This is a genomic window from Rhodococcus sp. M8 (assembly GCF_015654185.1).
Classification (GTDB): Bacteria; Actinomycetota; Actinomycetes; order Mycobacteriales; family Mycobacteriaceae; genus Rhodococcus; species Rhodococcus aetherivorans.
In genome coordinates, this window is sequence record NZ_CP064065.1 from 4,728,455 (window position 1) to 4,743,570 (window position 15,116).

General features: G+C 70.0%; 14 protein-coding genes. 8 read left to right on the top strand and 6 right to left on the bottom strand.

Features of this window, described 5'->3' with window-relative positions; translation table 11 throughout:
* Positions 1-22: 22 nt before the first annotated feature.
* On the bottom strand, positions 23-877 hold the full coding sequence (locus ISO16_RS21450) for a crotonase/enoyl-CoA hydratase family protein (RefSeq protein WP_072634280.1): 855 nt from the start codon (positions 875-877) through the stop codon (positions 23-25).
* A 77-nt stretch (positions 878-954) separates the two neighbouring features.
* Here ISO16_RS21450 and ISO16_RS21455 point away from each other — a divergent pair, with 77 nt between their 5' ends.
* Genes ISO16_RS21455 through ISO16_RS21465 form a run of 3 tightly spaced genes read left to right on the top strand, consistent with a single transcriptional unit; the run spans position 955 to position 4,962 of the window.
* Positions 955-2,610: an acyl-CoA synthetase gene (locus tag ISO16_RS21455; RefSeq protein WP_072634281.1), complete on the top strand. Its 1,656-nt coding sequence runs from the start codon at positions 955-957 to the stop codon at positions 2,608-2,610.
* 11 nt (positions 2,611-2,621) lie between these two features.
* Complete coding sequence (locus ISO16_RS21460; protein ID WP_043797477.1) at positions 2,622-3,734, top strand: NAD(P)H-dependent flavin oxidoreductase; 1,113 nt, start codon at positions 2,622-2,624, stop codon at positions 3,732-3,734.
* A 10-nt stretch (positions 3,735-3,744) separates the two neighbouring features.
* The gene (locus tag ISO16_RS21465) at positions 3,745-4,962 is read left to right on the top strand and encodes a cytochrome P450 (protein ID WP_230304407.1); all 1,218 of its coding nucleotides are present in this window, start codon (positions 3,745-3,747) and stop codon (positions 4,960-4,962) included.
* A gap of 71 nt (positions 4,963-5,033) precedes the next feature.
* Here the strand turns inward: ISO16_RS21465 and ISO16_RS21470 are convergent, their stop codons facing one another.
* From ISO16_RS21470 to ISO16_RS21490, 5 genes are read right to left on the bottom strand one after another with little or no spacing between them, the layout of a single operon-like run.
* A complete protein-coding gene (locus ISO16_RS21470) occupies positions 5,034-5,804 on the bottom strand; it encodes a MerR family transcriptional regulator (protein ID WP_072634283.1) in 771 nt (256 codons plus the stop codon).
* Positions 5,805-5,821: 17 nt separating this feature from the next.
* On the bottom strand, positions 5,822-6,313 hold the full coding sequence (locus tag ISO16_RS21475; protein WP_072634284.1) for a DUF6194 family protein: 492 nt from the start codon (positions 6,311-6,313) through the stop codon (positions 5,822-5,824).
* A 56-nt stretch (positions 6,314-6,369) separates the two neighbouring features.
* A complete protein-coding gene (locus ISO16_RS21480) occupies positions 6,370-8,004 on the bottom strand; it encodes a long-chain-fatty-acid--CoA ligase (protein WP_072634322.1) in 1,635 nt (544 codons plus the stop codon).
* Between the two features lie 59 nt (positions 8,005-8,063).
* Positions 8,064-9,179, bottom strand: a complete 1,116-nt coding sequence (locus tag ISO16_RS21485; RefSeq protein ID WP_072634285.1) for an acyl-CoA dehydrogenase family protein — start codon at positions 9,177-9,179, stop codon at positions 8,064-8,066.
* Positions 9,180-9,202: 23 nt separating this feature from the next.
* Positions 9,203-10,381 carry an acyl-CoA dehydrogenase family protein gene (locus tag ISO16_RS21490; protein ID WP_072634286.1) on the bottom strand — a complete coding sequence of 393 codons (1,179 nt, stop codon included), beginning with the start codon at positions 10,379-10,381 and terminating at the stop codon, positions 9,203-9,205.
* Positions 10,382-10,560: 179 nt separating this feature from the next.
* Between ISO16_RS21490 and ISO16_RS21495 the strand changes: the two genes are divergently transcribed.
* The 5 genes from ISO16_RS21495 to ISO16_RS21515 all read left to right on the top strand — a co-directional run bounded on the left by ISO16_RS21495 (position 10,561) and on the right by ISO16_RS21515 (position 15,113).
* Positions 10,561-10,746: a ferredoxin gene (locus tag ISO16_RS21495; RefSeq protein ID WP_006937853.1), complete on the top strand. Its 186-nt coding sequence runs from the start codon at positions 10,561-10,563 to the stop codon at positions 10,744-10,746.
* A gap of 121 nt (positions 10,747-10,867) precedes the next feature.
* Positions 10,868-11,812 carry a 3-oxoacyl-ACP reductase gene (locus ISO16_RS21500; RefSeq protein WP_072634287.1) on the top strand — a complete coding sequence of 315 codons (945 nt, stop codon included), beginning with the start codon at positions 10,868-10,870 and terminating at the stop codon, positions 11,810-11,812.
* A 484-nt stretch (positions 11,813-12,296) separates the two neighbouring features.
* Positions 12,297-13,061, top strand: a complete 765-nt coding sequence (locus tag ISO16_RS21505) for an MlaE family ABC transporter permease (protein ID WP_072634288.1) — start codon at positions 12,297-12,299, stop codon at positions 13,059-13,061.
* Positions 13,062-13,081: 20 nt separating this feature from the next.
* On the top strand, positions 13,082-13,930 hold the full coding sequence (locus tag ISO16_RS21510) for an MlaE family ABC transporter permease (protein WP_029541049.1): 849 nt from the start codon (positions 13,082-13,084) through the stop codon (positions 13,928-13,930).
* A gap of 4 nt (positions 13,931-13,934) precedes the next feature.
* A complete protein-coding gene (locus tag ISO16_RS21515) occupies positions 13,935-15,113 on the top strand; it encodes an MCE family protein (protein ID WP_006937867.1) in 1,179 nt (392 codons plus the stop codon).
* Positions 15,114-15,116 lie beyond the last annotated feature (3 nt).

Here is a 15,116-nt window from a genome sequence, read left to right on the forward strand (position 1 = left end):
CTCGGCCCGGGCCTCCGGCCCGTCAGGCGCCGGTGAATTTCGGGGTGCGCTTCTCGGTGAACGCGCGGGGGCCTTCCTTGGCGTCGGCGCTCTTGAAGACCTCGGCGCCGAGTTTCGCGTCGATCTCGAAGGCTTCCTCCTCGTGCATGCCCTCGGTGTCGCGGATGGTCTTCAGGATGGCCTGGACGGCGAGGGGGCCGTTGGCGGCGATGGTCCCGGCGATCTCGAGGGCCTTGTCGAGAGCCTGGCCGTCGGGCACGACGTGGCCGATGAGGCCGATCTCCTTGGCCTCGGCGGCCTTGATGTGGCGGCCGGTGAGCAGGATATCGGCGGCGATCGTGTAGGGGATCTGGCGGACGAGCCGCACCGCCGAGCCGCCGAGGGGGAACAGGCCCCACTTGGCCTCGGAGACACCGAACTTCGCGCTCTCCCCGGCGACGCGGATGTCGGTGCCCTGGAGGATCTCGGTGCCGCCGGCGATGGCCGGGCCCTCGACCGCGGCGATCAGCGGCTTGGTGAGGCGACGGCCCTTCAGCAGTGCGGGCAGCCTGGACAGATCCCAGCCACCGCCTTTGCCCTTCCCGTCGCTTCGCTCGCCCTGCTCGAACCTGTCGCCCGGGGCCGACCGGTTCATCGCCTTGAGGTCGGCGCCCGCGCAGAACGCGCCGCCGGCGCCGGTCAGGATGGCCACCCGGATCTCCGGATCGTTGTCGACGCGGTCCCAGGCCTCGGCCATGATCGCCATCATCTCGCCGGACAGGGCGTTGCGGGCCTCGGGCCGGTTCATGGTCACGATCAGGACCGAGCCGCGCTGCTCGACGAGGCAGTGCGGGGCGTCTGCCGAAATGCCGGAAACTTCCGATGCGGTGGTGGACACTGAGGACTCCTGAGGGGTTGTGAACTGGATCTCATCCGGGTCTTGTCAGAAACGGTAACACGTTCTACTTTTGTGACGTGGCCCTTAACATCGCAGACCTCGTAGAGCACGCAATCGACCTCGTTCCCGACCGCGTCGCGCTCGCGTCGGACGGACGTGAGGTCACCTACGCGCAGGTGGAGGAGCGCGCCAACCGGCTCGCCCACTATCTGCAGGAACGGGGCGTGAAGCCCGGTGACAAGGTGGGTATCTACTCCCGCAACACCATCGAAGCGATCGAGGCGATGGTCGCGGTGTTCAAGATTCGTGCCGTGATGGTGAACGTCAACTACCGGTATGTCGAGAACGAGTTGCAGTACATCTTCGACAACTCGGACATGGTCGCGCTCGTCCACGAGCGCCGTTACTCCGACAAGGTCGCCGCCGTGCTGCCGCACTGCCCGCAGATCCGCACCGTCGTCGTGGTCGACGACGGCACCGATCTCGACTACGCGAGCTACGGCGGCGTCGACTACGAGTCCGCGCTGGCTCAGGGCTCACCCGAGCGCGACTTCGGCGAACGCAGCGCCGACGACCTCTACATCCTCTACACCGGCGGCACCACCGGCAGCCCCAAGGGCGTGATGTGGCGGCAGGAGGACGTGTGGCGCGTACTCGGCGGCGGCATCAACTTCATGACGGGCGAATACGTCGCCGACGAATGGGAACTCGCAAAGACCGGTGCCGCGAGCCCACCGCTGGTCCGTTTCCCGATCCCCCCGCTCATCCACGGCGGTGCCCAGTGGGCGGTGCTGCAGTCGCTGTTCAGCGGCGGCAAGGTGATCATGCATCCCGAGTTCGACGGCCACGAGGTGTGGCGCGTCATCGAGGAGCACAAGGTCAACGTCATCTTCATCACCGGCGACGCGATGGGCCGCCCGATGCTCGACGCGCTCGAGAGCGGACGTCCGGGAACCGGTGAGAAGTACGATCTTTCGTCCCTGTTCGCGATGGCGTCGAGCGCCGCACTGTTCTCCCCGGCGCTGAAGGAACGCTTCCTGGACCTGATGCCCAACACGGTGATCACCGACTCGATCGGCTCGTCCGAGACCGGCTTCGGCGGACTCGGCATCGTCGCCAAGGGCCAGGCCCACTCGGGTGGCCCCACCGTCAAGATCGACGCCTCCACGGCCGTGATCGACGATGACGGAAATCCGGTCGAGGCCGGCTCCGGGCAGGTGGGCGTGCTCGCCCGCAAGGGCCACATCCCCATCGGCTACTACAAGGACGAGGTCAAGACCAAGGCGACCTTCCGCGAGTACCACGGCGTCCGCTACTCGATCCCGGGCGACCATGCGCGGGTCGAGGCCGACGGCACCGTCACCATGCTCGGCCGCGGGTCCGTCTGCATCAACACCGGTGGCGAGAAGGTGTTCCCCGAGGAGGTCGAGGGCGCCCTCAAGGCCCACCCGGACGTGTTCGACGTCCTCGTCGTCGGCGTGCCCGACGAGCGCTGGGGGCAGCGGGTGTCCGCCGTGATCGCGCCCCGCGCCGGTACCCGCCCGACGCTGGCCGACCTCGTCGAGGTGGCCCGCACGCAGATCGCCAGCTACAAGATTCCGCGCAGTGTCTGGTACGTCGACGCCATCAAGCGTTCGCCGGCCGGCAAGCCCGACTACCGCTGGGCCAAGGAACAGACCGAGCAGCGCCCAGCGGACGACCACCACACCAACGGCTCCGCCGCGGCGAGCTAGAAGGGACCGGGATGCACACCGATCTCAGCAGGAAATTCGGCATCCAGTACCCGATCTTCGGGTTCACCCCGTCCGAGCACGTCGCCGCCGCGATCAGCCGGGCCGGTGGTCTCGGCGTCCTCGGCTGTGTCCGGTTCAACGACCCGGACGAGCTCGACGCCGTGCTCACCTGGATGGACGAGAACACCGACGGCAAGCCCTACGGGGTCGACGTCGTGATGCCCGCAAAGGTTCCCACCGAGGGCACCGCCGTCGATCTCGACAAGCTCATCCCCGCCGAGCACCGTGCCTTCGTCGAGCGCACCCTCGCCGAGCTCGGCGTGCCGCCGCTCGACGAGTCCGCCGAACACGCGGCCGGCGTCCTCGGCTGGCTGCACTCGGTCGCCCGCGCACATGTGGACGTCGCCCTCGAGCACCGGCCTGCGCTCATCGCCAACGCGCTCGGCTCCCCGCCGAAGGACGTGATCGACCTCGCCCACGAGAAGGGGGTGCCCGTCGCGGCGCTCGCCGGGGCGGTCGAGCATGCCCGGCGGCACGTCGAGAACGGCGTCGACATCGTCATCGCCCAGGGGTACGAGGCGGGCGGGCACACCGGCGAGGTGGCCTCGATGGTGCTCTGGCCCGAAATCGTGGACGCCCTCGGCGATTCGGCGGCGGTGCTTGCCGCCGGCGGTATCGGCTCCGGGCGGCAGGTCGCGGCCGCGCTCGCGCTCGGCGCGTCCGGGGTGTGGATGGGTTCCTACTGGCTCACCACCTCCGAATACAAGCTCGGCGCTGCCGCCGACGGCCCGTCGTCGGTCCAGCGGGCCCTGCTGGGCGCGACATCGTCGGACACCGTCCGCTCGCGGATCTACTCCGGCAAGCCCGCCCGCCTGCTCAAGACGAAGTGGACCGAGGCATGGTCGAAGCCCGATGCCCCGTCGCCGCTGCCGATGCCGTTGCAGAACCTGCTCGTGAGCGAAGCCCACCAGCGGATCGCCGCCGCGGACGATCCCGAGGTCGTCGCGATGCCCGTCGGGCAGATCGTCGGCCGGATGAACGAGATCCGGCCGGTCGCGGAGATCATGGCCGAGCTCGTCGAGGGGTACGAGCGGGCCGTGGACCGGTTGAACGCAGCACGGTGACGGACCGGTGGTGACCGTCTACGATCCCTTCGATCCGCAGTTCCTGGCCGACCCCTACCCGGCCTACCGGATGCTGCGGGACGAGGACCCGGTGCACCGCCACGTCAGCACCCGGAACGGCATTCCGCCGTTCCGGGTTCTGTCCCGTTTCGAGGACGTGTGGAACGCGGTGCGCGACACCGAGACCTACTCGTCCGCTGGGGGATTGACGTTCGTTCCCGACGAGATCGGCACACTGGGTCTCGCCCCGACGATCGTCATGCTCGACCCCCCGCGGCACGGGCAGCTGCGCAGCCTGATCGCGAAGGGGTTCACGCCCCGGCGCGTCGCGGCGCTCGAGGACGCCGTGCGCGGGTTCGTCCGCGGCCGGCTCGATTCGTTCGCCGGGCGGCGCGAGGTCGATCTGCACCGCGAATTCTCCTCGACCGTCCCGACGTTCGTCCTGGCGGAGATGCTCGGCGTGCCGGCGGCCGACCGGGCCCGGTTCGATCCGTGGGTCGCCGCGCTGACGACGTTGCAGGACAGCGGATTCGACGTGGCCGCCATGAGCGCACCCGACGCCGTCGCCGAGATGTTCGAGTACTTCTCGCGGCTGATCGGCGAGCGCCGCCGCGAACCCGGCGACGACCTGATCAGCGCCCTGACCACCGTCGAGTCCGACGGCGAATTGCTCACCGACTGGGAGATCCTCGGGTTCTGCTTCGTCATGGTGGCCGGCGGCAACGACACCACCGGAAACCTGATCTCGCACGCCGTGATGCTGCTCGACACCGATCACCGCCAGCGCGACCTGCTCGTCGACGAGCCTTCCCGGATCCCGGGCGCGTTGACGGAGACGCTGCGGCTGGAGGGATCGGTGCAGGGACTCGCGCGCACCACCACCCGTGACGTCGAGTTGCACGGGGTGACGATTCCGGCCGGGGAGAAGGTGATGATGCTCTACGGCGCCGCCAATCGCGACGAACGCGAATTCGGCGACACCGCGGAGAAGTTCGACGTCACCCGGCCGATTCCGCGGCACCTCGGATTCTCCAGCGGTCCCCACTTCTGCATCGGCTCGCACCTGGCGAAGCTGCAGTCCCGGGTTGCGCTCGAGGAGTTGCTGGCCCGGCATCCCCACGTGTCGGTCGATCCGGCATCGGGGGTGCGTCTGCAGTCGTCGTTCACCCGCGGCTGGGTGAGCCTGCCCGCCCTCCTGCGTCAGCCGAGCGGGAGGTTGTGGCGGTGAGCGGGAGTATGTCGCGGCATCGTGCGGGTGCGTCGACCAGGATCCTCCCGCTCGGAACGGGAACCTCCCTGTCACGACCCACGGACACGCCGCGCGTTCGCGACGATCGCGTCGTGGACGAACCGCGGCAGCCCGGGCGCCAGCTCCTCCCACTCGGAGGTGGCGGCGTCGCCGGAGACATACAGGGCCGCGATCTCGCAGTGCTGCTGCGGACTGCACGGGCCGAACCAGCGTTCGAGGTGGCGGCGGTGCTGCTCGGCGGCATCCATCGCTACCGGTCCGTCCGCCGGCTCGCCCGCCGCGATCGCCTCGACGAACGCTCGGATGTCGGCGTCGGCCTCGGCCTTGATCGTCTCCCAGTCCTCCTTGGTGTGCCCCGCGGCGCGGTGCGCCGCCCGCTCCCACTGGTCGTGATTCGGCCAGTCCGGCTCGGTGGCCGCGAATCGTTCGGCGAACCGGTCGGTTCCGAAGATCTCCAGTTGCTCCTCAGGGGTGAGCGATACACCCGTGCGCCGCGCCTCGAGCTCGCGATCGAGCGCCGCGAGCAGACCGATGAGGTGGTCCCGGCGCTGTTCGAGAAGCCGCCGCTGGCGGCGGAGGTGATCGTCGACGGTCGCGCCCGGATCGGCGAGCATGTCGGCAATGGCATCGAGGCCGAAGTCGAGCGCGCGATAGAACAGGATGCGTCGCAGCCGCTCGACGTCGGCGGCCGAGTAGAGGCGGTGGTTGCCGGCGCTGCGTCCATGGGGCACGAGCAGGCCGATCCGGTCGTAGTGGTGGAGCGTGCGCACCGAGACGCCGGCCATCCGCGCGACGTCCCCGACCGTGTACTCGCCGTCCACACGTCGATGATGCGCCGTCACGGCCGGTGTCGTCGCGCCGCCCGGGCGTGGGCGACGGCGAGCAGGCCGGGTACCTGTGCGGCGGTGCGCGCGCCCGGGTTCAGGATCGACACCCACCCCTGCGGCGCGTACACGGGATGGGGAAGCAGGAGATCGAGGGCGGTGTAGTCCACGGCGGCGCCGTGCCGCGCGTGCCCGGCCGGCGGGTGACCCAGCAGGTCGCGGAACTCGTCGCGGCCGACCGCGACGTTGAGCCGGAACACCCCCGTCCGGTAGAGGTGGGACGCGGTGTCGAAGCCGTCGTAATCGTGGACGACGACCGTGGCGAACGGGAACCTGCGGTCGGCGGGGGTTGTGCCGTCCGGATCGAAGAACAGGAAGGTGTCGCCCCACGCCTGCCGGGGCACGCCGTTGTCCTCCCCGGCCGTCGTCGCCACCACCCCGGGCAGGGCCGCCGCGACGTCGATGATGTCGTCCACCGTGAGGGATCGGGGTTCGTTCGTCGTCATGGGGCGGACGCTACGACCTGACGCAACGTCAGGTTCAAGTCCTCGTGCCGGATCGCCTATCGGCCCGATCCGGTGACCTGCGGCTGCAACTCGGCCGCCAGGTCGTCGGTCAGCGGCGTGAACTCGCGCTCGCCGCGGCGGCGGACCCATACCGGGTCGGCGCAGTGCCACCGCTCGGCGCTGAGTGTGCGGGTGAGGATCTTGAACGTGGCGGTGCGCGGGAAGTTCCGGCACACCCGGATCAGCGTCGGCAGCTGCTTGGGGCCGAGATCGCCCTGCGCGTCGAGGAACCCGGCGAGTGCGACGGGGTCGAACGCGGAATCCGCGGTCGGGATGACCGCGGCCATCACCCGGTCGCCGACCTGCGGATCCGGGACCGCGTAGACCGAGACCTGCGCGAAGCCCGGGTAGCGGAGCAGGGCCCGCTCGATCGGAGCGGCCGCGATGTTCTCGCCGTCGACGCGCATCCAGCCGGAACTGCGGCCGGCGAAGTAGACGAACCCGTCGGCGTCGGCGTAGCCGAGATCGCCGCTGTGGTACCGGCCGTCGCGCATCCGCTCGGCGTCGGCGTCCGGGTTCTTGTAGTAGCCGGCGAACAGTCCGGCCCCGGCGACGTTGACGAGCTCACCGGTCGCGACGTCGGCGTTGAGGATGCGGCCGTCGGCATCGAACTCGGCGACCGGACAGGGCGATCCGGTGTCCGGTTCGAGGATCCGCACGCCCTCGGGCAGCCGTCCCAGCGCCCCGGGCGGCGCATCGGGCGCCGCGGAGATCGAGATGCCGCCCTCGGTGGAGCCGAACCCGTCGACGACCGTCGCGCCGAACCGCCGGCGGAACTCGGCGATCGCGGGCGCCGTGCCCTCGTTGCCGTACATGATGCGCAGGGGATTGTCCGCCTCGCCGGGCTCCTCCGGGGTGGCGACGATGTAGGACAACGGCTTTCCCACGTAGTTGGCGTAGGTGACGCCGAAGCGGCGCACGTCCGGCAGGAAGCCGGAGGCGGAGAACCTGCGCCGCAGGGCGATCCCGGCCCCGGCTGCCAGCGCCACCGCCCAGCCGGCCATCATCGCGTTGGAGTGGAACATCGGCATCGACACGTACACGACGTCGTCGGCGCCGAGACCGAACCGTTCCGCGAGCATCACTCCGGGGCCGGTGATCTTCTCGTGGGTGCAGCACACGGCCTTCGGGTCGCCGCTGGTGCCGGACGTGAAGATCAGCATGAACAGATCGGTCGCGGCGACGGGCGCCGGCGCGGCGGTGGAACCGGTGTGGGGAGCGAGCAGATCGGCCCACTCGGCGGAGTCGACGTCGATCACCCGGACGCCGCCGAGGTCGAGTCCGTCCAGCAGCCGCGCGTTCGCGGCCTCGGTGAACACCACCTGGCAGTCCGCGAGCGCGATGTCGCGGGCGAGGGCCTGCCCGCGACGGGTGGTGTTCAGCCCGACCACCACCGAGCCGGACAGCGCCGCGGCGCCGAGCAGCATCGAGAACTCCGGCACGTTGTCCATGAGGATCCCGAAGTGCCGGGGTCTGCGTGGGTCGAGCAGTTCGTGCAACAGGGCGGCCCGGTCCCGGCCGGCCTGCACGTGCTCGCGCCACGACAGCGACATGTTCTCGAACTGCAGGCCACGATCGTCGACGGTGGCGAGCCGTTCGAGGAGCGCGGTCACGGTGGGGACGTCGGTCATGCCGGCATCCTGGGGCATCGCCGCGGCGGGTGGGGTGCCGGTTCCGCTGATCGGGACGCTCACGCCGGCGCCTCCGCGAGGGACGCGCCGAGGTGCCGCAGCTGCGCGGTGGCCGACCCGAGGTGGAACTCGTGGTGTTTGGCGGCCAGGAAGTACCGGTGCACGGGGTGGTCCTCGTCCAGGCCGACTCCGCCGTGGACGTGTACGAGTGTGTGCGCGACGCGGTGCCCGGCGTCGGCGGCCCAGAACGCGGCCGTGCGCAGCTCCCCGGTGTCGGGCAGCCCGGCCTCCGCGCGGAAGGCCGCCTGCCACAGGGTGAGCCGGGCGCCCTTGACGTCGATGTAGGCGTCGGCGAGCCGCTGGGCCACCGCCTGGAAGCTGCCGATGGGCCGATCGAACTGCACCCGCTCGCGGGCGTACCCGGCGGTGAGTTCGAGCGCCCGGTCGAGCACCCCGTACTGGTATGCGGCCGAGCCGAGCAGCCCGCGGTCGCGCAGCCACACGGTGACCGCGTGGCCGTCGGTGCCGAGCGCGCGGTCCCCGGGCACGGAGGCCGCGGCGAGGGTGAGCGTCCCGAGGCAGCCGAGGCCGGTGTCGTACTGGCGGGTCACGGTCACGCCGGGATCGCCGGGACGGACGAGGAGCACGGTGACGCCGTCGGGGGTCGAGGCCGGCACGAGGAACAGGTCCGCGGCAGGCGCGGCGTCGACGAGGATCTTGGTGCCGTCGACTATCCATCCGCCGTCGGCGCGACGTGCCGTGGTGGTCGGCGACGTGGGGTCGTCGTTCAGTTCCTCCTCGAGGGCGGTGGTGAGGATCTTCTCGCCGGTGGCGGCGGGTTCGCCCCAGTCGCGACGCTGCGCGTCGCTGCCGAACTCGGCGACAGCGGCGGCGGACACGACGATCGAGGACAGGTAGGGGACGGCGGCGACGCCGCGGCCGAGTTCGGTGAGGATGCTCGTCTGTTCGAGCGGTCCGAAGCCGTCGCCGCCGACGGACTCGGGCAGTGCCGCGCCGAGGATGCCCGAGGAGGCGAGCGCGTCCCACAGGGTGTGGTCGATGCGGTCGTCGGCGGCGTCGAGCCGGCGCAGGTGGTCGTTGGTGACGATCTCGGTGACGATGCGGCGGGTGAGGCCGGCGAGGTCCTGCTGCGCCTCGGTGAGGGTGAAGTCCACGGTTTGTCCCTTCCGGTGGAGTGTCAGCGCTTGGCGGGTGGCTGTCCGAGGGCGGTCATCGCGATGATGTCGCGCTGGACCTCGTTGGTGCCGCCGCCGAAGGTGAGGATCAGGGAGCTGCGATGCATCCGTTCGAGCCGGCCCCGCAGCAGCACGCCCGGGGAGTTCTGCCGCAGCGTGGCCGACGGGCCGAGGATCTCCATCAGCAGGCGGTAGGCCTCGGTGGCGAACTCGGTGCCGAACACCTTGTTCGCCGACGCCGGTGCGGGTCCGAGTGGCGCAGTGCTGGAAGCGATCTCCCAGTTCATCAGCTTCAGGTACTCGGCCTTGGCGTGGACCCGGGCCAGGTTGATCTGCACCCATTCCTGATCGAGGACGCGGCGGCCGTCGGGCAGGCGGGTGTGCTGCGCCCACGCGCGCACTTCCTGCAGCGCGGTGAGGATCGGGCCCGCGGAGGTGAGCGCGACGCGTTCGTGGTTGAGCTGGTTGGTGATCAGCGCCCAGCCGCCGTTCTCCGCGCCGACGAGCGCGGACGCCGGGACGCGCACGTCCTGGTAATAGGTGGCGCTGGTGTCGGGGCCGGCCATGGTGTGCACGGGCGTGCAGGAGAACCCCTCGGCGGTGGTGGGCACGATGAGGACGCTGATGCCCTTGTGCTTCCGGGCATTCGGATCGGTGCGGCACGCGAGCCACACGTAGTCGGCGTAGGCGATCAGGCTCGTCCACATCTTCTGGCCGTTGATCACCCACTCGTCACCGTCGCGCACGGCGGTGGTGCGCAGCGACGCGAGATCCGTGCCCGCCTCGGGCTCGGAGTAGCCGATGGAGAAGTGCAGCTCGCCGGCGGAGATCCTCGGCAGGAAGAACTCCTTCTGCTCGGGCGTGCCGAAGTGCATGATCGTGGGCGCCACCGAGTTGACGGTGAGGAACGGGACCGGCGCGCCGGCGATCGCGGCCTCGTCGGTGAAGATGAGCTGGTCCATGGCCGAACGGTTCTGCCCGCCGTACTCCTCGGGCCAGCCGAGCGTGAGCCAGCCGTCCTTGCCCATCTGCTGGACGACCTCCCGGTACACGTTGCCGGCGCCGTACTCGCCCGTGGTCGCGGCGAGCGCCTCCCGTCGTTCGGGGGTCATCAGGTCGGCGAAGTAGGCGCGCAACTGCGCGCGGAGTTCCTCTTGCTGCGGGGTGTACGCGATGTCCACGAACCGCTCCGTTCGTCGGGTAGGCAGCTGGTCGACGGCCGAGGACCGGGACCGGCTCGGCGATGTTCCCGAATCATTGCACAGAACTGAAACGCGTTCTAGCCTGGTTTTCGAGCCGTCGCGCCAGCCCGCGCGTCCGGCGCCCGATCGGTCGAGCAAGCGAGAAGCGAGGTCTGTTCATGGAGGTCAAGGTCGACTTCGATCGTTGCGAGGCGAACGGCGTGTGCGTGGGAATCGCGCCCGAGGTGTTCGATCTGAACGACGACGACGAGCTGATCGTCACGCACCCCATCGCGCCGGAGCGGGAGGAGGACGTGCGCACGGCGATCGCCCAGTGTCCGCGTGCGGCGCTGAGCGAGGCCTGACGGCGCCCCTTGTCAGAAACGAGAACACGTTCTACATTTCCGGGGGTCGCCGGAATCCGCGGCGACCACGAGCGCGGCGGCCCCGGGTGGGCCGCCCGACATCGCTAGGGAGAGCGCGTCCATGAGTGCAACCGGCAACGGTCTCGGCCCCGCAGGAAACGGTGCGACGGACGAGGGGGGCGTGGGTCTCGACGGCAAGGTCGCCGTCGTCACCGGCGCCGGTGCCGGGCTCGGCCGGGCGGAGGCCGTCGCGCTGGCCCGGGCCGGCGCCGCGGTGGTCGTCAACGATCTCGCGGCGACCGATGCCGTCGAGGACACCCTCGCCGAGATCCGCGACCTCGGCGCCGATGCGGCGTTCGTCGCCGGCAGCGTCGCGGAACGTGCCACGGCCGACGCGCTGCTCGCGACGGCACGGGAACGCTTCGGCGGCCTCGACATCGTCGTCAACAACGCCGGAATCGTGCGGGACCGCATGCTGTTCAACATGTCCGACGAGGACTGGGACGCGGTGATCGCCGTGCACCTGCGCGGCCATTTCCTGCTGTGCCGCAACGCGGCGGCGTACTGGCGTGGCGAGTCCAAGAAGGCCGGCGGTCCCGTCTACGGCCGGATCGTCAACACGTCCTCCGAGGCCGGCCTGCTCGGCCCCGAGGGGCAGGCCAACTACGGCGCCGCCAAGGCGGGAATCACGGCACTCACTCTCTCCGCCGCGCGGGGCCTGTCCCGGTACGGGGTGCGCGCCAACGCCATCTGCCCGCGGGCCCGCACCGCGATGACGGAGGGCGTCTTCGGTGCCGCGCCCGAGGGGGAGGTGGATCCACTGTCGCCCGAGCACGTCTCGGCACTGGTCGCCTACCTGGCGTCGCCCGCGGCGGACCGGATCAACGGCCAGGTCTTCGTCGTTTACGGCCCGATGGTCGCGCTCATGGCCGCGCCCGTCGTCGAGCAGCGCTTCGACGCGGACGTCCGGTGGACCCCGGAGAGCCTCGCCGAACGGGTCGGCGGCTACTTCGGCGACCGGGACCCCGCCCGTAACTTCTCGGCCGCGCAGGCGCTCGCCCTCTGACGTCCCACTAGGCGGTACCCGAAGTGACATGCAACGTTGTCCTTCGGTAATATGCGCCGTCCGGGGCCGATCCGGCTAGTGTCGGCCCGACCCCGGGCTCGCGTGTCGTCCGGCGATCCGGGCGCGTGAACGCGCGGCCGGAGGCCGCTCTGAGATCGTGTAGTACCTGTTCTAGTTTTGCGTCCCGCGACGCGGTTCGCGAAGGGGCGGCCGGCGCGGTTCCCGACCGAGTTCGGTCCCGTGGACGGGCGGCGGATCCGATCTCGCGGTCCACTGAATTCCCAGTTCGAACCCCGATTTTCCGCTCGACGCGAGCGCCGCCGGTTCGGTCGGTGCGGCGGGGCTCCCGCCCGCAGAGGTAGCCGTGTCACGCCGCGCCGCAGTGGTCTTTGACACGTGAACACGTTCTAGTTAGTATGACGCGGGTCACAAGCTGACCCCTCGCCGGCCTCGGCCGGCGAGCGAACCAACGGAGGAGGAGACGGTGGTAGACCTCCTCGAGGTACCGCTCCGCGCGGTCGGTGGATTCTTCGCGATGACGGGCGAGACCGCCCGGGCCGTGTTCTCCCGGCCCTTCCAGCGACGCGAGTTCGTCGATCAGGCATGGTTCGTCGCGCGGGTCTCCCTCGTGCCGACGGTCCTCGTCGCGGTGCCGTTCACCGTCCTGGTCAGCTTCACCCTCAACATCCTGCTGCGCGAGATCGGTGCCGCCGACCTCAGCGGCGCCGGCGCCGCACTCGGCGCGGTTACCCAGGTCGGCCCGATGGTCACCGTGCTCATCGTCGCCGGTGCCGGCGCCACCGCCATTTGCGCGGACCTCGCCGCCCGCACCATCCGAGAGGAGATCGACGCGATGCGCGTGCTCGGCATCAACCCGATCCACCGCCTCGTCGTGCCCCGGGTCCTCGCGTCCACCGTCGTGGCGCTGCTGCTCAACGGGCTGGTGTGCACCATCGGCATCCTGGGCGGCTTCGCGTTCTCCGTCTTCCTCCAGGACGTGAACCCCGGCGCCTTCGTCAACGGCATCACCCTGCTCACCGGCTTCGGCGAACTCATGATCTCCCAGGTCAAGGCCGGCCTGTTCGGCATGATCGCCGGCCTCGTCGCCGCCTACCTCGGCCTCAACGTCAAGGGTGGCGCCAAGAGCGTCGGCGACGCCGTCAACCAGACGGTCGTGTTCGCCTTCATGGCATTGTTCGTGGTCAACCTTCTCGTCACCGCCGTCGGCATCAAGCTGACGGGCGGGTGACCGGCACGGCGGTGATGTAGATGGCAGTGATCTCCTGGCGCTTCCCCCGCGTGCGGCGCCGTGTCGCCCGCGCCTCCGACTCCGTGGACCGGCTCGGCGAGCAGGCGCTCTTCTTCGGCAAGGCGCTCGGATACGCCCCGCGCGCGATCACGCACTACCCGAAGGAGACGGTCCGGCTGATCGCCGAGATCAGCATGGGCACCGGTGCGCTCGCCGTGATCGGCGGAACGGTCGTCATCGTCGGCTTCCTGACCCTGTTCACCGGCGGGATCATCGCCGTGCAGGGCTTCAGTTCCCTCGGCAACATCGGCGTCGAGGCGCTCACGGGCTTCTTCGCCGCCTTCATCAACGTCCGCATCGCGGCGCCCACCATCGCGGGCATCGGCCTGGCCGCCACCATCGGCGCCGGCTCGACCGCCCAGCTCGGCGCCATGCGGGTCTCGGAGGAGATCGACGCGCTCGAGGTCATGGCGATCCCGTCGATCCCGTATCTCGTGAGCACCCGCGTGATGGCGGGGATGATCGCGATCGTCCCGCTGTATTCGCTGGCGGTGATCGCGTCGTTCATCGCCAGCCGCTTCGCGACCGTCGTGCTCTACGGCCAGTCCGCGGGCGTGTACGACCACTACTTCGACACGTTCCTCATCCCCACCGACATCCTGTGGTCGTTCGTGCAGGCCATCGTCATGGCGGTCGCCGTCATGCTGATCCACACCTACTACGGCTTCAACGCCGGTGGCGGCCCGGTCGGTGTCGGCGTCGCCGTCGGCAACGCCGTGCGCGCATCCCTGATCGCCGTGGTGACCGTGACCCTGCTCATCTCGCTCGCGGTGTACGGGGCGACCGGCAACTTCAACCTGTCGGGATAGGCGCATGGACACACCTTCCTGGAAGAAGAAACTCGCGGCCCTCGGTCTCGTCGGGGGACTCACCGTCGCCGTCGCGCTGGCGCTGCTGATGTTCGCCGGTGCCTTCACCGCCACCACCCCGGTCACGGTCACCTCGGCGCGGTCCGGCCTGGTGCTGGAGCCCGACGCGAAGGTCAAGCTCCGCGGTGTCGAGGTGGGCCGGGTCCGGTCCGTCGAGCACACCCCCGACGGCGCGCTGCTGCAGCTCGCGATGGATCCCGGCCAGCTGCACCTGGTGCCGTCCAACGTGCGCGTGGCCATCGAGTCCACCACCGTGTTCGGCGCGAAGTTCGTCAATCTGCTCATGCCGGACGATCCGTCGCCGGTGCCGCTCCAGGAGGGCGCGATCATCGCGGCCGAGAACGTCACCGTCGAGTTCAACACGGTCTTCCAGCACCTGTCCGACGTGCTCGCGCAGGTCCAGCCGGAGAAGCTCAACGCCACCCTCGGGGCGATCTCCGAGGCCCTCAACGGTCGCGGCGACACCCTCGGCGCCACCCTCGTCGAGGCCGACGACTATCTCGCGACTATGAATCCCTCGCTGCCGCAACTGCAGTACGACCTCGCCGTGGCCGCCGACGTCACCAACCTGTACGCCGACGTCGCGCCCGACGTGATGAACCTGCTCGACAACGCCACCTCGATCGGCAACACCGTCGTCGACGAGCAGGCCAACCTGGACCTGATGCTGATGAACGTGACCGGCCTGGCGAACACCGGTCGCGACGTCCTCGGCGAGAACGAGGCGCAGCTGACCTCGGCGCTGGACCTGCTGACGGAGACCACGACGCTGCTCGGCGAGTACTCGCCGGAGCTGACGTGCTTCATCATCGGGCTCAACGACGCGCGAATCGCCTTCGAGCCCATGGCCGGAACCGGCAAGTACCCGGCCCTGATGCTGAGCACGAACTTCCTGGGCGGCGCCACCATGTACGACCACGAGAAGGACCTGCCGGTGGTGGGCGCGACGGGTGGGCCGAACTGCCACGGGCTGCCGGCCTTCGATCCCAAGCGCGACGGCCACGCCCCCTTCGTCGTCGCCGACACCCATCCCGTGCCGTTCCACCCGAACACCGAGACGTGGGTGCGGTACCCGACGATCTTCGGTTTCCTGTTCGGCGACATGCTCCCGGGAGGCGAGTGAGAT